Here is an 18348-nt window from a genome sequence, read left to right on the forward strand (position 1 = left end):
GCGGGCGCGGCCACGAGGGCGGCCCCGACCGCCGACGCGACGAGCCCGGTGGTCCGGGCCGGGGGTACCGGCCCGGACCACCGGGCTCGTGCGAGGTGCTCCGCGTCAGCGGGCGTTGGCCGCCAGGGAGGCCGACAGGGTCAGCCGGAGGGTGTCCGGGACCTCCTCCGCCGCACGCCGCGGGGTGGGCAGCAGGTCGATGACCAGGCGGGTCGGCGCGAAGGCCTCCGCGTAGCCGATCCGGGCCTGGGCGCCCCAGTGCCGGGCCGAGGCCACGACGGCGTCGGGCTCCACCATCGCCGACATCTCCACCTGCGAGGCGTGCGCACCCAGGGCGGCGAGCTTGCCGGAGAGGTAGGCGGTCACGTCGACGAAGGTCGTCGGGTGGAACGTCAGCGTGGACGGGCTCTGGTAGTGCATGACCCGCGAGAGCCGGCGGGCGGCCGACAGCGTCGCTGCCGCGACGGCCCGGTGGTCCTGGTGGCTGTCGTCGGGGGCGTGCACGTACACGACGTCGGCGTCGGTCTCCTTGATCGCGCGCTCGACGATCCCCACCGTGGCGGCGTCGGGAGTGACGGTGCAGTCGACCTGACCGCCCCACAGGAGCCGGGCACCCAGGGTGCGGGCGGCCTGCTCCTGCTCGAGACGCCGGCCGACGATCGTCCCGTCGTCCCCGGGGCCGTTCTCGCCGCCGGTCATGACCAGCATCGTGACGGCGTCGCCGGCCGCCGCGTGGGCCAGCAGGGTGGCGCCGCAGCCGAGCTCGATGTCGTCGGGGTGCGCCCCGACCGCGAGGACCCTACGCATCGCTGCTGCGCCCCTCTCCCAGGGCGCGGGCGCGCCGGTTGGCCCGGTGGACGAGGACGGCGCCGACCACGCCGGCGACGGCCAGCCCGATCGCCGGACCGGTCCCGTTGCCCTCCTCCGGCAGCTCCGTCGACGACGGGCAGACCTGGGAGGCGTAGGCGGCGGCGCGGTAGTCGAGGGTGTAGCCGTCGAGCACCCAGCGGGCGCCGGCGTACACGTCGGCCAGGCTCACCCTGGCGGTGAACGCACCGTTGACCGTGCCGGACTTGAAGGTCTCCGGCAGCAGCGCCGTGAACTTCGACGGGTAGGCCACGTTGTGGGTGCTGCCGCGCGTGATCTTGATCGTCCTGCCGGAGCTGTTGACGTAGCCGACGACGACGGTCCAGGTGCCGTCGGTGTTCTCCTTGTAGCAGTTCAGCACGGGCTTGACCGTGTAGGTGGCCGTGGCCGAGGCCATGCCCGGCGACGCGACGAGCGCCAGCAGGGCGATGACCGCGACCAGGGCGGCGCGGGTGGCACGCGCGCGCAGGCGGCGTGCGGTCGAAGACCTCGGGAGGCCGTCCATGACTCGTGTCCTCGGGTCCGGGGCGGCCGACCCGCCCGACGGGGTCCCATCGGCACGTCCCGGCCGTCCCCGTAGCCCCAGCAGCCCCGTCTCACCCGGAGGAGTGGGACGGCGCCTACGCATCGCCGCGCCCCGCCAGCGCCCGACGCCGCGCCCGCTGCACCGCCACGCCGCCGACCAGGCCGGCCGCCAGCAGCGCGATCACCGGGCCGGTCCCGTTGCCCTCGACGGGCAGCTCCGTCGACGACGGGCAGGTCGCCGCACTGCCGTCGTGCGTCCAGGCCCAGCCCCAGTACACGAACTCCCCGTCGAGCCACCAGTAGGGCCCGCCCATGTACTCGGACTTGCTGATCGTGACCGTGACGGCGCCGTGCCTGGTCCCCGGCTGGAAGACGGTCGGCTGGGGCCCGTCGTACCCGGCCGGCGAGATCCTGTTCCAGGTGCCCCGCGGGATGCTGACCGCCGTCCGGGACGTGTTGGTGTACCCGAGCACGGCCGTGTAGCTGCCGTTCGGGTTCTGCCGGAGGCAGTCGAGGATCGGCGTGACGCCGTTGCTGCCCGCCCAGGCCGGGCCGGCGCCGGCGACCAGCCCGACCAGGACGACGACCGCCACCAGGGCGGCACGCGCGGGACGGGCGCGGGCGTGCCGCACCGTCGATGACCTGCCGTTCATGACCCGAGTCCTCGCGTCCGGGGCGGCTGACCCGCCCGTCGGGGACGCATCGGCAGATCCGGGCCGGGACCCCAGCACTCCGGGACGGAACCGTCCGAACGGGTGACGTCAGCCCCGCACCGGCGCCCCGAGCAGGGACAGGGCCAGCTCGGCGGCCGCCGGGAAGGTGTCGACGACGGCCCAGGCGCGCGGCACGTCGGGGGCGGAGGCGTACTCCCCCTGCCGGACGCGGATCGCCCGCGCGCCCACGGCCGCCGCCACGGCGACGTCCTTGCCCGGCCGGTCGCCGACGACGAGCAGCCGCTCGGGCGGCAGGCCGAGCCGTGCGGCGACGGCGACCAGGCCGGCCGGGTGGGGCTTGCGGACGGCGCGGCCGCCGAGCGTGTCGGTGACGACGACGACCGGCAGCAGCGGGCCGAGCCCGGTCGCGGCCACCTTCGCCGCCTGGATGGCCGGGTTGCCGTCGGTCAGGCAGGCCAGCGGCGCGGACTCCGCCAGCGCGCGCAGCGCGTCCTCGGCGCCCGGGTAGGGCGCCAGCCGCGGCGGCGTGTGCTGCGTGAACGCCGCCACGAGCGGCGGCACCAGCTCGGCCAGCGACGACGCCGGGACGCCGACCGCGAGCAGCGCCCGGTCGATCGTCCCGCCGGCGTCGGAGCCGGCAGCCAGCTCGCGCCGCAGTGCGGCGTGCACCGCGGCGCCGTCCAGCCCCGCGTGCCCGGCTGCCACCCCGACCGCCGCCGCGGCGGAGGCCAGGTAGTCCGACTGCGGGTAGAGCGTGTCGTCGAGGTCCACGACGACGCCCAGCGGAGGAGGCCCCGCCCAGCCGGTCACCACGGCGGCCGGCCGTCGGTGAAGTCGGGCTCGTCGAGGGCCAGCAGGGCGTCGGTGCGCTCGTCGGCGAGGACCGCGGCCACCTGCGGCCCCGTCGTCCCGTCGCCGTACGGGCAGGGCGCGGTCGCGGCCCGCTCCTGCCCCTCGGGGCTGGTGTGCCCGGCCGCGGCGGCCAGCACGGCGGCGGCCGCGCGGTCGTCGGCCAGGCCGGCGAGCGTCGTCGTCCCTGCCTCGACACCCTCCCAGCGCGGCGTCGACCCGCGCAGCACCACCACCGGGACGCCGAGGTGGGCGGCCTCCTCCTGGATGCCGCCGGAGTCGGTGACCGCCAGCCGAGCCGAGGCCAGCGCGGCCAGCAGGACGTCGTACGCGACCGGCCCCGTGAGGGTGATCCCGGGGTGCTCGAGCTCCCGGTCGAGCCCGGTCGACGAGAGGCGGGCGGCGGTGCGCGGGTGCACCGGGAAGGTGACCGGCCCGACCTGCTCGGCGAGCGCCCGCACCACGCCGACGAGGCGGGCGAGGCGGACCGGCTCGTCGACGTTGGTCGGCCGGTGCGCGGTCACCAGCACGCCGGCGCGCTCGGCGACCGGCACCCGCCGCACACCCCGCGCGACGAGGGTGTCGATGACGGGGTTGCCGACGACGAACACCCGCTCGGCGGGGACCCCCTCGTCGGCGAGGAAGGCCGCCGCGCGCTCGGTCGGCGCGAAGTGCAGCTGGGCGGTGGCCGCGGCGACCCGCCGGTTGACCTCCTCGACGCTGCGCGGGTTGAGGCTGCGCAGCCCGGCCTCGAGGTGCGCGAACGGCACTCCGGCGGCGCGGGCGGCCAGCGCGTAGGCCGGCACGGTGTTGGTGTCGCCGAGCGCGAGCACCAGGTCGGGGCCGACCAGGCGCAGCGCCCGGAACGCGTCGGCGTGCAGCGCGCCGGTCCGCTCGGCCGGGTCGGTCGGCAGCGCGAAGCGGTGCCCGGGCGTGAGCCCCAGCGCCGCCTGCAGCTGCGAGCCCATCTGCGGGTCGGTGTGCTGACCGGTGTCGACCACGCTGACCCGGTGCCCGGCAGCGGTCAGGGCGGTGACGACGGGAGCCAGCTTGACCACCTCCGGCCGGGTGCCGAACGGCACCAGCACGTGCCGGCTGCGCGCTCCCCTGCTCCCCGGTGACCTCGCGAGCTCGGTCACCGGGTCACGGCCACGGGCGCGCAGGGGTCGAGGACGGGGCTGCCGTCCTCGCTGCTGTAGGTCTCGGCGAAGTAGCGGCTCATGGCCACCCCGGGCCGGAACGACAGCCCGGGCAGCGGGGCGCCGCGGACGCCGTCCAGGTACGCGCTGACGACGTCCGCCCCGGCGGCGAGGGTCAGCGGCAGCCCGCCGGAGAAGCGCGGGTTGATCTCCATGACGGTCGCGGTGCCGTCATCGGCGACGAAGCCCTGCACGTTGGCCGGCCCGGTGAGCTCCACGGCGGCCAGCGCGGCGGCGACGACCCGGCGAACCGCGTCGGAGGCAAAGGTGCGGCCCTTGACCGAGATGCCGGCCTTGGTCTCCTCGCGCCAGCGCGGCACGACCACGCGCACGGTGCCGTCGCGGTCGACCAGCGCGTCGGCGGTGAACTCACGGCCGGCCAGCCGGGTCTGGGCGATCAGCCCGTCGTCCTCGCCGAGCGCCGCCACCACGAGCGCGCGGTCGTCGAGCAGCCGCACGCCGCGGCTGCCGCGGCCGGCCAGCGGCTTGACCACCCACGGGCCGGGGACGCCGGCGACGTCGCCGGGAGTCGCGGCGGTCGCCGGGTGCGGCACGCCCGCGGCGGCCATGGCCCGGGCGAAGGCGGCCTTGTCGCAGCACACGTCGACGGCGGCGGCGTCCGGCAGCCAGGTGGCGATGCCGGCCCCGGCCAGCCGGCCGGCGCCGGCTGCCAGGTGCGGGAGCTCTTCGGCGACCGTGCTGACCAGCGCGTCGACGCCGTGGGCGGTGCACACGCCGACCAGGGCCTCGACGAAACGCGGGTGGTCGCCGCGCGGCAGCGTGACCGCCACGTCGGCGAGCGCCCCACCGGCCGCGGCGCTGTCGGCGTCGCCGGCGACGACCCGGTGGCCGAGGGCGACCAGCCGGCGGACGACGGCCACACCGGCGGGGCCACCGGCGCCGGTGACGAGCACGGCGGCGCCCTCGGACGGCGAGGCGGCGGCGGGCGGGCGGGGCTGGGGCAGCGAGGGGGTCATCGGTCGTCCTGGGTCGTCGGGGTGGAGACGGGGGTGCGCGGGCGCGGCGGGGGCGGGAGCAGGTCCGTACGGGTGGCGAGGCGCGGCAGCCGCTCGGTGGGCGGCTCGGGGTCGTCCGGCGCGACGTCGGGCCGGGGCGCGGCGGTGGGCTCGGCGACGGGGGCCGGGACGGGGTCCTGCTCCGGGTGCTGGAGCAGCCAGCCGCGCGCCCACAGCCGGAGCGCGGCGATGCGGTGGTTGGTCACCGGCTCCCACTGCCGGGCGGCGATCGACGCCGCGAGCGCATCGAGGACGGCCGGGTCGTCGTCGTAGGTCGCCACCGCGACCAGGGAGGCGGCGTGCGCGCCCAGCCCGTCGCCGGCCAGTGCGCGGACCCGCGCGGCCCGCTCCTCCGGGGGCAGGTGGCCGATCCGGTAGTCGATGCGCCCGGCCTCGCGGCGCGCGCCCATCCAGCGGGCGACCCGCTTCGGCAGCACGTAGCGGTACATCAGGCCGGTCAGGTTGAGCCGCCGGGAGGCGGCGCGCACGTCCTCCTCGGCGAGCCGGTAGCCCAGGCCGGGGCGCGCCCAGCTGTCGGGACGGCGAGCGGTGTGCCGTCCCGCGACGTCCTGCTCGGCGCGCTCGGCGGTCGGCAGCGTGATGCACACCATGAGCAGGAAGCCGCCGAGGGTCGCGGCGAGGTTCCACACCGTGCCGACCCAGTCGTGGAAGAGCACCAGCGCCGGCGTCCCCCAGACCAGGCCGGCGACGGTCGACCCGACCAGCCGGAGGTGGTTGAGCGCCAGCAGCGCGGCGACGGCGACGACGAGCCCGGCGACGGCGTGCTGGCGCCGGCCACGCAGGACGACGGCGGTCAGCGCGGTCAGGCCGAGCACCGACAGGATCGACGAGCAGGACTCCGTGACCTCGGCCAGGATGATCTCGCCGTCGGGCCGGAACACCAGGACGTGGCGCTCCAGGGACGACGAGACCGAGTCGACGCCGACCAGGTTGAGCACGTCGGCGACCCAGCGGGCCTCGTGCACCTGCAGGACGACGGCGCCGTAGCGGAAGCCGACGGCGCAGATGACCACCGCCAGCGCCAGGTCGAACACCACCGGGACCAGCCGCCGACCGCTGCGCCGGGGCCGCCGGGACCGCCGGTACCGGTGCCGGCCGCGCGGCGGGGCGGCGACGGCCGTGGCCGTGGCGGTCGTGGCCGTGGCGGTCGTGGTCGCGATCGCGGTCGCCATCAGGACCCGGCCCCGGCCGGCGCGGCCACCGGCGGGTCGACCCGCACCGTCGACGTCGCACCCGACCGCGAGGTCTTCACCCAGGTGTAGGGGCGGCCGAGCATGCCGTCGACGTAGGCCCGGGTGGTGATCCAGATGGACAGCGCGAAGGCGGGCAGGAAACCCAGCAGCCGCCACGCCGACCGCCGCTCCACCCGGCCGATCAGCAGGCCGACCGAGAGCTCGGCCAGCGGGCCGACGAACAGCAGCATCGACAGCGGCAGCAGCGCGACGACCGGCAGGTCGCCGATGCCGAAGGCGCGCAGCACGGTCAGCAGCAGGCCGATCCCGCTCAGCAGCGGCACGTGGTAGACGAGCAGGAAGAGCGTCGTCTCGACCTTCTCGACGAGGTTCAGGTGCGGCGAGCGCATCAGCGGGCGCCAGTAGTCGCGGAAGCACTTCTGGTGGCCGCGGGCCCACCGGTACCGCTGCTTCCAGAACCGCTGCGCGCTGACCACCGCCTCCTCGAAGTCGACGGCGGAGAGGTCGTAGCGCACGCGCTGGCCGGCCATGAGCACGCGCAGCGTGAGGTCGGTGTCCTCGGTGACGGTGTGCGGGTTCCACCCGCCCAGGCCGCGCAGCGTGGACATGCGGACGGCGCAGTTCGCACCGCCGTACGCGGGCAGCTCGAACAGCGCCTGCCGGCCGTACTCGTTGACGAGGTAGCCGGAGAGGAAGTCGACGAAGACGGTCGAGGCCATCTGCGAGTCGCGGCCGTTGCGGATGACGCAGCGGCCCATCACCGCGCCGACGACCGGGTCGCGGAAGTGCCGGACCAGCCGCCGCAGTGCCGTGTGCTCGGGCTCGTGGTCGGCGTCGAAGACGACGGCGATCTCGGCGTCCACCAGGTCCAGCGCGTCGTTGAGCGCCCCGGACTTGCCGCCGCCGGAGCCCGGCGGGCGGTGCAGCACGCGCAGCCGCGGCTCACGGGCGGCCCAGGCGTCCAGCCGCGCGCCGGTGGTGTCGTCGGAGCCGTCGTCGACGACGACCAGGGTGAGCCGGTCGGCCGGGTAGTCCAGCGCCAGCAACGCGGTGACCATCCCGTCGACGACGAGCTCCTCGTTCTTGCAGCCGACGAAGACGGCCACCGAGGGCGTCCAGCTCGACAGCCCGACGTCGGCGGCCAGCATGTCGTGCTCGGCCCAGCGCGCGGCGGCGACGGCGAAGCCGAGGTGCCGGCAGAAGTAGACGCCGAACACGATGTTGAGCGCGCCGGCGACGACGCCGAGGACGTCGTCGAGGCCGTGGAAGAGGGCGGCCAGGGTGAAGCCGCAGACGTACGCGAGCAGCACCAGGGGCCGGCCCTCCGGCCGGCCGGCGTGCGGGTCCCCCGCGGCCGCGACGCCTGCCGGGGGGACGTCCGCGGCAGGCGGGGACGCGGTGCCGAGCGTGGTCGTGCCGCGGACCGCCCTCACCTCCCGCCCGTGTGACCTGTGGCGGAGGTGGACTCCACCGTGATGGTCCATCGGCAGCGGGGCGGCGGCGGTTGAGCCGAAGGGGGCCGCGACCGCGTCGGACCCCGCCCGGCGACTGCCCCGCCCGGGTGACGGCGCGGCGAGCGGCTCAAGGTCACCGGCGGCCGTGTCGTTGGGAGCGGGAGGTCAGCCGGGGCGAATGGCGATCACCGGGAGGAGCCGTGGACGAACCGATGTCGGCGAACCGCTCGGAGGCGCTCGCCCGGCTGCGGTCCGGCGTGGTCCGCGAGGCCGCCGTGGTGGCGCTGCTGACCCTCGTCGTCGCGGTGGCGAGCGGGGTGTGGGACCTGCCCGGGCGGATCGCCGGCTGGTCCCGGTCGGCCGTCGGCCCCCTGGACGACGTCGTCCTGCTGCTGGCCGCCTCCCACCTGTTCATGGCCGTCTTCGGGTCGCGCCGCGCCCGGGACCTCAAGGCCCAGTACGCCCGGCGCGTGCAGGCAGAGCAGGAGCTGTGCGAGCGCGCCCGCACCGATCCGCTGACCGGGCTGCTCAACCGGGCCGGGCTGGCCGAGGAGCTGCGTGCGGCGGTCGACGACGCGGCCGCCGGCGGCTCGCCGCTCGCCGTGGTCATGCTCGACCTCGACCGGTTCAAGGAGGTCAACGACACCCTCGGGCACGCCGTCGGGGACGCCCTGCTGTGCTCCGTCGCCCAGCGGTTGACCGGTGAGCTGCGCCGGGACGACGTGCTGGCGCGGCTGGGCGGGGACGAGTTCGTCGTGCTGCTGCGCGACGCCGACCCGGACGCCGTCGAGCACACCACCCGCAGGATCCTGGGCGCGCTGCGGCTGCCCTTCGAGGTCGACGGCCTGGTGCTCGAGGTCGACGGCAGCCTGGGCGTGGCCACCTCCGGCGCCGAGCCGACCGAGCTGCTGCGCGCCGCGGACGTGGCCATGTACGCGGCCAAGGCCGACCGCAGCGGGATCGTCGTCCACTCCCCCGACCTGGACCGGCACGACCCCGCGCGGCTGAGCCTCTTCGGTGACCTGCGCCGCGGCATCCGCGAGGGGGAGCTCCGGGTGCACTACCAGCCCAAGGCCGCGCTGGCCGACGGGCGGGTGATCGGGGTGGAGGCGCTGGTCCGGTGGCAGCACCCGCAGCGGGGGTTGCTCCCCCCGGCGGAGTTCATCGGCCTGGCCGAGACCACGGGGCTCATCCGCACGCTCACCGACGTCGTCCTCGGCCGCGCGCTCGAGGACTGCCGTCGCTGGCGGTCCGAGGGTGCGGCGCTCAGCGTCGCGGTGAACCTTTCCGCCCGGGTCCTGCTCGACACGGCCCTGCCCGACCGGATCGCGGCGCTGCTCGCCGAGCACGGCCTGCCGGCGGCCTGCCTGGAGCTGGAGGTGACCGAGAGCGCGGCGATGCAGGACCCCGGCCAGGCCCTCGACGTCCTGCAGCGTCTGCGCGCGCTCGGCACCACCCTGTCGGTGGACGACTACGGCACCGGGCACGCCTCGCTGTCCTACCTCAGCCGCCTGCCGGTGAGCACGCTGAAGATCGACCGCTCGTTCGTCTCGACCATGGAGGTCGACGGCACCGACCAGGTCATCGTCCGCAGCACCATCGAGCTGGCACACGCCCTGGGGCTGCGGGTGGTCGCCGAGGGCGTCGAGACCCGGGGCACGTGGGAGCGGCTGGTCGCACTCGGCTGCGACGAGGCGCAGGGCTACTGGCTGGGCCGGCCGGGGCCGGCCGAGGAGGTGCTCGCGCGGGTGGCTGCGATCGAGTCCTCGACCGCCGGCGGTGCCGTCCTGCCCGCCGGGGCCTGACCGCCCACCGTCGGGCCGGCCGCGGGGACCGTCAGGCCGACGGGTCGAGGGCGCGCAGGTCGCGGACGTAGACCGCGGTGCCGTGGCCGAAGCCCGACACCAGCGGCTGGACGCGGGGGGCGACGGCCGCGACCAGGCCGCGGGTCGTCACGGGCACCCGGAGCGCGTCCCCGGCGACCGACAACGCCAGCACCGCGGCGACCAGGGCGAGCAGCGGCACGGTGGCCAGCGCCACGGGCAGCCCGGCGTGCTCGGCCAGCAGTCCGATCAGCGGCGGTCCGCCCAGCAGCCCGGTGTAGCCGACGGTGGTGGCCAGCGCGATCCCGCGCGCACCCCCGAGGACGCCGGCCCGCGAGATCGCCAGCGGGAAGACGTTGGCCAGGCCGAGCCCGACCAGCACGAACCCGCCCAGGGCCGTCGGCACCGAGGTCGCCGTCACCGCGGCCGCGCCCCCGGCGGCGGCCAGCACGGTGCCGCCGGCCAGCAGCCGCCGCTCCCCCAGCGCCGCCACCAGCCGGCCCCCGGCGAGGCGGCCGCACGCCATGGCGAGGGAGAAGCCGGCGTATCCGGCGGCGGCCAGGGAGGTCGTCGCGCCGAGCTCGTCGCGCAGGTGCAGCGCACCCCAGTCGGACAGCGCGCCCTCGCCGAAGGCGGTGCAGCCGGCGATGGCCCCGAGGACGACGAGCACCGCGGTCGGCCGCGACCGGCCCTCCTCCCCGGCGGGATCGGCCGCCGCGGACCGCGGGCCGTCCGCGCCGACCAGGGACCGCGCGGCCCAGGCGGTCACCAGCAGGCCGAGGGCGCCGACGAGCAGCAGGTGGGCGGCCACACCGGCGACGGTCGCCAGCAGCCCGCCGAGCAGCGCTCCGCCCAGGCCGCCGAAGCTGAAGCCGGCGTGCAGACCCGAGAGCAGCGGCCGGCCGAGCCGGCGCTCGACGGTGACGCCGACGGCGTTGGCCGCCACGTTGACCATGCCGGTGGCGCCGCCGAAGACGAGCAGCGCGGCGCACAGCTCGGGCATCGACGTCGCCAGGCCGGGCAGCACCACGGACACGCAGAGCAGGAGCGACGCGACGGCGGTCACGACGCCCGCGCCGAGCCGGGCGCAGAGCGCGCCGGTGACCTGCATGGCCGCCAGCGCGCCGATGGACAGGCAGAGCAGGGCGAGGCCGAGCGCGCTGTGCCCGACGCCCAGACCGGCGGCCACGTCGGGGACGCGGGTGGCCCAGCTGCCGAAGACGGCGCCGTCCAGGACGAAGACGGCGGCGACGGCGGCCTGCAGGCGGGGCAGCGTCGGGGCGGTCGGCACGGCCGCGGACACCGGGGTCCGGGCACGCGAGAGCAACGGGGAGGTGGGCACGGGGGACCTCGCAGGAGGGAGACACGGGCCACCGCACGGGGTGGCCGCTCGAGGGGCGGGGAGAGCACACGACCTCGGGCACCCATCTCCACGGTTGCAGCTCGCGCCGCGTCCCGCCGTCCGCAGGTCTGTGCAGGTGGCCACAGCACCGGCTCAAACGTCACGGTGGTCACGTCCTGCCTCGCCGGGATGAGGCCCGCGGCACGTTCGTCTCGACAAGGCCGGTCGCGCGGCCGGTGGTCGTGCACGACAGATCGGCTCGACGCGGGCCGCGGGAACGGAGACCACGATGCGGACCAGGCTGCGCCGGCGGGCGGGGGTCGTCCTCGGCGTCACCCTGCTGCTGACCGGCGGCGGTGTCGCCGTCGCGTCCTGGACGGCCACCGGGACCGGCCAGGGCTCCGCGCGGGCCGCGACCGTCACCGGGCTCGTCGTGAGCGCCGGCAGCCCCGTCGGTGCGCTGTACCCGCTGCCTGCGGACACGACGCCCACGACGGGCTACGGCTCGGGCACCGTCGGGTCGGTCGCCACCACCACGGTGACCAACCCCAACCGTTCCCGGTGACGATCACCTCGGCCACCGTCGGCTCGGTGGCGACGAACCCGCTGGCCGGCCGGACCTGCGCCGCCGGCAACGTGCTGCCCACCACGACCGCGCCGATCACGCTCACGCCGGCCGTGACCCTGGCGGCGAACTCCGCGCCCACCCCGGTGACCGTCCCGGGCGCGCTCTACATGATCCCGACGGCCGAGGACGGCTGTCAGGGTGCGGGCTTCAGCGTCCCCGTCACGGTCACCGGCGCCTCCGCCTGACCTCCGCCCGACCCGTCGTGCGCGACCGCCTGCTCGCCGCCGTCGTGCTGCTCGCGCTCGCGGCCGGCCCACCCGGGCCGCCCCGGAGGCGTCCGCGGCCTGGGCCGTCGCCGGCGGGTCGGTGCTCCCCGGCCAGGCCGCCCGGATGCCGGTCGGGAGCACCGCGGCGCCGTCGGTGACCGCCACAGGCGCCTACCCGGCGGTGCGGACCTTCACGGTCACCTGGCCCACGGCGCGGCCGTACGGGGGCCGGCCGGCGACCGGGTACCTGCTGGAGCGGACCGCCACCCTCAGCAACGCGCCCATGGACACCGGCAGCTGCAGGGGCGTGGTGTCCGACGGCGTCTCCGGCGTCTACGTCCCGGCCGACCCCGCCGCGGCCACCCAGACGTGCACCGACAGCACGCCGCTGAACCTGGGCGTGGTCCAGTACGCCGTCGCCCCGGTCCGGGGCCGCTGGGTCGGCAACCCCTCGACGGCCTCGACCCCGGTGCTGTGACCCCCTCGGTCCGCCGACGCCCGGTCGCACTCCCGGCCCGGGGTGGTCCTCAGCCGGTCCGGGCCTCGACCACGGCCATCATCCCGGCGTCCTCGTGGTCGTTGATGTGGCAGTGGAAGACGGTGCGGCCGTCGAAGTCCTCGAAGGGGATGCGCACCGTCGTCTCCCCGCCCGCCGACACCCGGACGACGTCCTGGTAGACGACGTCCTCGACCGGCCGGCCGTCGACGGCGACGAGCTGCATCGGCCACACGTGCAGGTGCATCGGGTGGTCCATGCCGGTGTGGTTGACGTAGGTCCACTCCTCGACCGTCCCCAGCCGGGTGACCTGGTCGGTGCGCGCCGGGTCGAACGGCCGGCCGTTGATGGTCATGACCATCCCGCCGGTGCCGTGCCCGTCGCCGTGGTCCTCGTGACCTCCGCCGGAGTGGTCGAGGCCGAGCACCATCGTGCGGCGGGCGGCAGGCTCGACCCCGCGCAGGTCGGGGAGCTGCGGGTAGGCCGGCACCGGCGGCAGGGCGGGGACGGGGCTGCCGGTCACCTGCAGCCTCGCGAGCGCCCCCGGGGCCCCGGAGGGGCCGTCGCCGCTCCGCGTGCGCGGGTTGGCCAGCCCCTGCAGCTCACCGGTCCGCTCCCCCACGGTCACCAGGACGTCGACCCGGCCGCTGTTGAGGACCTCGACCTCCTCGACCTGACGGGGCTCGGCGAGCCGGCCGATGTCGGTGGCCAGCAGGTCCACCCGGTGGCCGTCGAGCCGCAGCCTGAGGAACCGGGACGTGCAGACGTTGATGATCCGCCACCGCTCCCGCTCCCCCGGGCGGGCCTCGAGCGTGGGCGTCAGCTGCCCGTTCACCAGGACCAGCTGTCCTTCGCGGCCCTTCTTCCGCTCCCACTCGGCGACGTGCACCGGGTGGCCGGCGTCGTCGAGCGTCGTGTCCGACACGACGAGCACCCGGTCCCGCGTGACCGGGACCTCCGGACCGGCGTCCTCCACCACGATGCCGCCGTAGAGGCCGCTCCAGATCTGGTCGGCCGTCAGGTGGTGCTCGTGCGGGTGGTACCAGAACGGGCCGGGCGGGTGGTCGTCGGGCAGCTGGATGTCGTACTGGAAGGACTCCCCCGGGTGCACGTGGACGTCCAGGGTGTTGTCCGAGTTCCCCTTCGGGGAGACGTGCAGCCCGTGCGTGTGCAGGTTGGTCGGATCGGAGAGCCGGTTGACCAGCTCGACCTGCAGCCGGTCGCCGGGGTGCAGCCGGAGCGTGGGCCCGGGCACGGTGCCGTTGTAGGTGAGCATGTGCGCCGGCCGGCCACCGAGGGTCACGGAGGTCTCGGCGACCTCGAGCCGGACCCGCAGCAGGCCGTTCTCGCTGCGCAGCGTCGCCGGCTCCGAGAGCGACTCGGCGGCGAGGGCCACTCCGCCGGACGGCGCCCACACCGGGGCGCCGATCGCGATGCCGAGCAGGCCGAGGCCGCCCAGCTGCAGGGCCCCGCGGCGGCTGAGCCCGGGGACCGGGCGCCTGCCGGCGACGTCGCCCGGGGGCGGGACCGGGGCCGGGGTCCGCTCCGGACCGGTTCGGGGTGAGTCGGGACCTGTCATGGCCGCGTCCTTCCTGCTCCGGGCTGATAGCCGCACCGGTACGGGGCCGGTGCCGATGCGCCCGTGGCGCGGGAGGGAACGCGGAACGGCGCGAGAGGTCATCGCCCATGGGGTGGGCGGACGGCCCGCTGTGTGCTCAGCGGGGGAGTCGGCGGCCCGTGGCTCGGAGGAGCTGCGCCGGGCGCCGTCCGCGTGGTGTCCGGCCGCACCCTAGCCCGGGACCGAGCGGGGCCACCACGTAACGGCCACTTGCGCGGACGCCTCCACGGCCCGGCCCGGGCGCCCGACCTGCACGTTCCCGGAGCGTCCCGCCCCGCGGCAGGTCGGTGCCCCGCCCTGGTCGTTCCGGCGGGCCGCGTCAGGCGGCCGGCGCCGACTGCTCGGAGGCCACCACCAGGTGGCACCCGCTCATCCCGACGGGGGTGACCGGGAAGCCCGTCTCGACCAGGACGTCGGCGATCGCGGCGTTCATCGTGCGCTCCACCGCCGCCTCGACCGCCTCGCCCCGGACGCGCTCCAGGCTCATCCGGTCGTGCTGGCGCCAGGTGACGAGGATGCCGCGGCGGGCCGGGTCCGGGGTCAGGCACACGCCACCGGCCGGGCTGTCGCCGGCGGCGTCGTGCAGGCTGAGGCCGGCCTCGACGAGCGCAGCGCTCACCTCCACCAGGAGGGTGGTCAGCGCGTCGGCGTCCGACAGCAGCTCGTCCCAGTCGTCGGGCAGCCGGTCCAGCTGGCTCCCGAGCTCGGTCAGCCAGGCGCGCTCCTGGGGCGACTGGCGCCGGACCAGCGAGCCGTCGGCCCGGCGCGCGGCGTGGACCACCTGCACGGAGGCGGGGAACCCGCCGGAGACCGCGGCCCAGTCCGCCTCCATCCGGCCGGGGAAGGGGCCGGCCAGGACGACCGTGCCCGGCTGGTCCCCTGACTCGTCGACCAGCCACCACGCCGACGCGCCGCGGCCGGCCGGGTGCGCGGTTCCGTCGGGACGGGTCTGCGGGGCCGGGGGCCGGGTGGCCGAGGCGGCGTCCGCCTGCTGCTGGGCGCGGTGCGCACGCTCGGCCTCGTAGCGAGCCGTCGAGCTCCTGCCCAGCGCCACGACCAGGACGAGCAGCGCGACGAGGGCCAGCAGGGCCTCTCCCAGCTCCAGCATCACCACGCCACACCTCCGCAGTGGGGTCCGGCCGCCGCGGGAGCGGTGGACGGGGTGGTCATCGACGTCGACCGGGGACCGCGCTCACCAGGCACGCCAGGCCCCCTCTGGACCGGCGCCCCAGAGGGCCGCCCGCCGCATCCAGTGCTGCAGCTGCGCGCGGACCCCGGGCCGGTGCCGGCCGGCCGCACGAGGCGCCGGCTCCCCCGCGGACTCGAGCGCGAACAGGTCCAGCAGGAGGGCCAGCCCGTCGTCGGCCGGGATGTGCCCGGCCCCGATCGACGTGCGGGGGATGGTGGTGCTCGGCGTGCTCACGCAGGTTCTCCTCGGGGCGGTCCCGCCGCGGCCGGGGAAGGGCCGCGCGCAGCGGGAAAACTAGGGCCGGGCCGACCACGGGCCGCCCGCCCGGACACCCCGCTCCGGGCCCCGTCACCGCATCGTTGTGGAGGCCCGGAACGGGGGTCGGCGACCCCTCGTTGCGGACGCCGTCTTGTCGACAAGCCCCCTGGTCGCGAGCGTGGAACGACGACGGGTGCCCTCGGTCGCTCCCGGACGCCGGTGCGACGCCCGCGTGTCGCAGCGGCGGATCCCCCGGGAGCCGCGCCGAGCCGAGCCGACGGCGTCACCCGGACGGGCGCGCACCACCCCGGCCGACCCCGCCGATCAGGTAGACAACGAGGGTTGCCGCGACTGCGGAGGCGGCCCGCCCGACGGATGGAGAATCGATGAGCACGGCCACGAGGACCGACACGCAGTCGCCCGCACTGCACGCCGCCGACAGCCACGACCTGATCCGCGTGCACGGCGCGCGCCAGAACAACCTCAAGGACGTCAGCGTCGAGATCCCCAAGCGCCGGCTGACCGTGTTCACCGGCGTCTCCGGGTCGGGCAAGAGCTCGCTGGTCTTCGGCACGATCGCCGCGGAGTCGCAGCGGCTGATCAACGAGACCTACAGCGCCTTCGTGCAGGGGTTCATGCCGACCCTGGCGCGGCCCGACGTCGACGTCATGGACGGGCTGACGACGGCGATCATCGTCGACCAGGAGCGGATGGGCGCCAACCCCCGGTCCACCGTCGGCACGGCCACGGACGCGAACGCGATGCTCCGCATCCTCTTCAGCCGGCTCGCACAGCCCAACCTCGGCTCGCCCAACGCGTACTCGTTCAACCTCGCCTCGGTGCGGGCCAGCGGCGCCATCACCGTCGAGCGCGGCGACAAGACGAAGACCGAGAAGGCCACGTTCAACCGGCTCGGCGGCATGTGCCCGCGCTGCGAGGGCATGGGCTCGATCAACGACTTCGACCTGACCGCGCTGTACGACGAGTCCAAGTCCCTGGCGGAGGGGGCGCTGACGGTGCCCGGCTACAGCATGGACGGCTGGTACGGCCGGATCTTCAGCGGCGCCGGCCTGCCCATGGACAAGCCGATCGCCTCCTTCACCGAGAAGGAGCGGCACCAGCTCCTGTACGCGGAGCCCACCAAGATCAAGGTCGAGGGCATCAACCTCACCTACGAGGGCCTGATCCCGAAGATCCAGAAGTCGATGCTCTCCAAGGACGTCGAGGCGATGCAGCCGCACGTCCGCCGGTTCGTGGAGCGGGCGATCACCTTCACCACCTGCCCCGACTGCGACGGCACCCGGCTCAGCCAGGAGGCGCTGTCGTCGAAGATCGCCGGCAAGAACATCGCCGACCTCTGCGCGATGCAGATCACGGACCTGGCCGCGTGGCTCCGGGACCTCCACGAGCCCTCGGTCGCCCCGTTGCTGCGCGGCCTGCAGCACCTGCTCGACTCGTTCGCGGAGATCGGGCTGGGCTATCTCTCGCTCGACCGGCCGGCCGGCACGCTCTCCGGCGGCGAGGCGCAGCGCACCAAGATGATCCGCCACCTCGGGTCGTCGCTGACCGACGTCACCTACGTCTTCGACGAGCCGACCATCGGGCTGCACCCGCACGACATCCAGCGGATGAACGACCTGCTGCTGCGGCTGCGCGACAAGGGCAACACCGTGCTCGTCGTCGAGCACAAGCCCGAGACGATCGGGATCGCCGACCACGTCGTCGACCTCGGGCCCGGAGCCGGAACCTACGGTGGCGAGGTCGTGTTCGAGGGCACCGTCGAGGAGCTGCGGTCGGCCGACACCCTCACCGGCTGGCACCTGGGCGACCGGGTGGCCCTCAAGCAGGCGGTGCGCCCGTCCACCGGCGCACTGGAGATCCGCGGCGCGCGACAGAACAACCTGCAGGACGTCGACGTCGACGTCCCCACCGGTGTGCTCACCGTCGTGACCGGTGTGGCCGGCTCGGGCAAGAGCTCGCTGATCCACGGGAACCTCGCCAAGCGGGACGACGTCGTCGTCGTGGACCAGGGCGCCATCAAGGGCTCCCGCCGTTCCAACCCGGCCACCTACACCGGCCTGCTGGAGCCCATCCGCAAGGCGTTCGCGAAGGCCAACGGGGTCAAGCCCGCGCTGTTCAGCGCCAACTCCGAGGGCGCCTGCCCCACCTGCAACGGCGCGGGCGTCATCTACACCGACCTGGGCGTGATGGCCACGGTCGAGTCGCCCTGCGAGGAGTGCGAGGGCAGGCGGTTCCAGGCATCCGTGCTGGAGTACACGCTGGGCGGCCGCAACATCGCCGAGGTCCTCGCGATGTCGGTGACCGAGGCCGAGGGCTTCTTCGGCACCGGTGAGGCCCGCACCCCGGCCGCGCACGCCGTCCTCGACCGGCTCGCCGACGTCGGGCTGGGCTACCTCACCCTCGGCCAGCCGCTCACCACGCTCTCCGGCGGTGAGCGCCAGCGCATCAAGCTGGCGACCCGGATGGGCGAGAAGGGCGGCGTCTACGTGCTCGACGAGCCGACCACCGGCCTGCACCTCGCCGACGTCGAGAACCTGCTCGGCCTGCTGGACCGGCTCGTCGACTCGGGCAAGTCGGTGATCGTCATCGAGCACCACCAGGCCGTGATGGCGCACGCCGACTGGATCATCGACCTCGGCCCCGGAGCCGGCCACGACGGCGGCCGGATCGTCTTCGAGGGCACACCCGCCGACCTGGTCGCCGCCCGCTCCACCCTCACCGGCGAGCACCTCGCGGCCTACGTCGGCGCCGGACCGAGCTGACGACGGCCGCGCGGACAGCGCGGCAGCCCCAGGGACGGTGGTGAGGGAGCCGCGCCGGTTGGCCGCGTGGGTAGCCCGCGCGGCCCGCGGGATCGGAGACGGCGCTCTGCCTCCACGCGCCCGGCCGGTGGACCGCCCTCGCGTGCACTGCCCCGCTGGTCCACCTCGTCGACGACCCGTTCGACCAGCCACCGCGCGGGCCCCGGC

At 75.8% G+C, this 18348-nt stretch carries 17 protein-coding genes; 5 read left to right on the forward strand and 12 right to left on the reverse strand.

Annotation, left to right across the window (positions count from 1 at the left end):
• Positions 1–105 precede the first annotated feature (105 nt).
• From ACWIX3_RS02035 to ACWIX3_RS02070, 8 genes are all read right to left on the reverse strand, one after another.
• The gene (locus ACWIX3_RS02035; protein WP_448610418.1) at positions 106–807 is read right to left on the reverse strand and encodes a PIG-L deacetylase family protein; all 702 of its coding nucleotides are present in this window, start codon (positions 805–807) and stop codon (positions 106–108) included.
• On the reverse strand, positions 800–1372 hold the full coding sequence (locus ACWIX3_RS02040) for a hypothetical protein (protein ID WP_448610419.1): 573 nt from the start codon (positions 1370–1372) through the stop codon (positions 800–802). Before ACWIX3_RS02040 ends, ACWIX3_RS02035 begins: the two co-directional genes overlap by 8 nt.
• A gap of 115 nt (positions 1373–1487) precedes the next feature.
• Positions 1488–2045, reverse strand: a complete 558-nt coding sequence (locus ACWIX3_RS02045; RefSeq protein WP_448610420.1) for a hypothetical protein — start codon at positions 2043–2045, stop codon at positions 1488–1490.
• A 108-nt stretch (positions 2046–2153) separates the two neighbouring features.
• Positions 2154–2837 (reverse strand): HAD family hydrolase, encoded by a 684-nt coding sequence (locus tag ACWIX3_RS02050; protein WP_448610421.1) that lies wholly within the window; start codon positions 2835–2837, stop codon positions 2154–2156.
• Between the two features lie 35 nt (positions 2838–2872).
• Positions 2873–4054: a non-hydrolyzing UDP-N-acetylglucosamine 2-epimerase gene (gene wecB / locus ACWIX3_RS02055; protein WP_448610422.1), complete on the reverse strand. Its 1182-nt coding sequence runs from the start codon at positions 4052–4054 to the stop codon at positions 2873–2875.
• Positions 4051–5091 (reverse strand): ATP-grasp domain-containing protein, encoded by a 1041-nt coding sequence (locus ACWIX3_RS02060; protein WP_448610423.1) that lies wholly within the window; start codon positions 5089–5091, stop codon positions 4051–4053. The genes wecB and ACWIX3_RS02060 overlap by 4 nt, the downstream gene beginning before the upstream one ends.
• Positions 5088–6323 carry an exosortase/archaeosortase family protein gene (locus ACWIX3_RS02065; RefSeq protein ID WP_448610424.1) on the reverse strand — a complete coding sequence of 412 codons (1236 nt, stop codon included), beginning with the start codon at positions 6321–6323 and terminating at the stop codon, positions 5088–5090. Before ACWIX3_RS02065 ends, ACWIX3_RS02060 begins: the two co-directional genes overlap by 4 nt.
• Positions 6323–7777, reverse strand: a complete 1455-nt coding sequence (locus ACWIX3_RS02070; RefSeq protein WP_448610425.1) for a glycosyltransferase — start codon at positions 7775–7777, stop codon at positions 6323–6325. Before ACWIX3_RS02070 ends, ACWIX3_RS02065 begins: the two co-directional genes overlap by 1 nt.
• A gap of 221 nt (positions 7778–7998) precedes the next feature.
• On the opposite strand from ACWIX3_RS02070, the gene ACWIX3_RS02075 reads away from it, so the two are divergent.
• Positions 7999–9603 carry a putative bifunctional diguanylate cyclase/phosphodiesterase gene (locus tag ACWIX3_RS02075; protein ID WP_448610426.1) on the forward strand — a complete coding sequence of 535 codons (1605 nt, stop codon included), beginning with the start codon at positions 7999–8001 and terminating at the stop codon, positions 9601–9603.
• A 31-nt stretch (positions 9604–9634) separates the two neighbouring features.
• On the opposite strand, the gene ACWIX3_RS02080 is transcribed toward ACWIX3_RS02075, so the two are convergent.
• Entirely contained in the window at positions 9635–10912 is a 1278-nt protein-coding gene (locus tag ACWIX3_RS02080; protein ID WP_448610427.1) for an MFS transporter, read from the reverse strand.
• Positions 10913–11252: 340 nt separating this feature from the next.
• On the opposite strand from ACWIX3_RS02080, the gene ACWIX3_RS02085 reads away from it, so the two are divergent.
• From ACWIX3_RS02085 to ACWIX3_RS02095, 3 genes are all read left to right on the forward strand, one after another.
• On the forward strand, positions 11253–11528 hold the full coding sequence (locus ACWIX3_RS02085) for a hypothetical protein (RefSeq protein WP_448610428.1): 276 nt from the start codon (positions 11253–11255) through the stop codon (positions 11526–11528).
• Entirely contained in the window at positions 11525–11776 is a 252-nt protein-coding gene (locus tag ACWIX3_RS02090; protein WP_448610429.1) for a hypothetical protein, read from the forward strand. The genes ACWIX3_RS02085 and ACWIX3_RS02090 overlap by 4 nt, the downstream gene beginning before the upstream one ends.
• A gap of 145 nt (positions 11777–11921) precedes the next feature.
• Positions 11922–12275, forward strand: coding sequence for a hypothetical protein (locus tag ACWIX3_RS02095; protein WP_448610430.1), 354 nt, complete (start codon positions 11922–11924; stop codon positions 12273–12275).
• 49 nt (positions 12276–12324) lie between these two features.
• Here the strand turns inward: ACWIX3_RS02095 and ACWIX3_RS02100 are convergent, their stop codons facing one another.
• From ACWIX3_RS02100 to ACWIX3_RS02110, 3 genes are all read right to left on the reverse strand, one after another.
• Positions 12325–13872 (reverse strand): multicopper oxidase family protein, encoded by a 1548-nt coding sequence (locus ACWIX3_RS02100; RefSeq protein ID WP_448610431.1) that lies wholly within the window; start codon positions 13870–13872, stop codon positions 12325–12327.
• A gap of 358 nt (positions 13873–14230) precedes the next feature.
• A complete protein-coding gene (locus tag ACWIX3_RS02105) occupies positions 14231–15019 on the reverse strand; it encodes a hypothetical protein (protein WP_448612509.1) in 789 nt (262 codons plus the stop codon).
• 84 nt (positions 15020–15103) lie between these two features.
• Positions 15104–15334: a hypothetical protein gene (locus ACWIX3_RS02110; protein WP_448610432.1), complete on the reverse strand. Its 231-nt coding sequence runs from the start codon at positions 15332–15334 to the stop codon at positions 15104–15106.
• 410 nt (positions 15335–15744) lie between these two features.
• Between ACWIX3_RS02110 and ACWIX3_RS02115 the strand changes: the two genes are divergently transcribed.
• A complete protein-coding gene (locus tag ACWIX3_RS02115; RefSeq protein WP_448610433.1) occupies positions 15745–18141 on the forward strand; it encodes an ATP-binding cassette domain-containing protein in 2397 nt (798 codons plus the stop codon).
• Positions 18142–18348: the final 207 nt, after the last annotated feature.

This window comes from Geodermatophilus sp. URMC 60 (assembly GCF_053502585.1).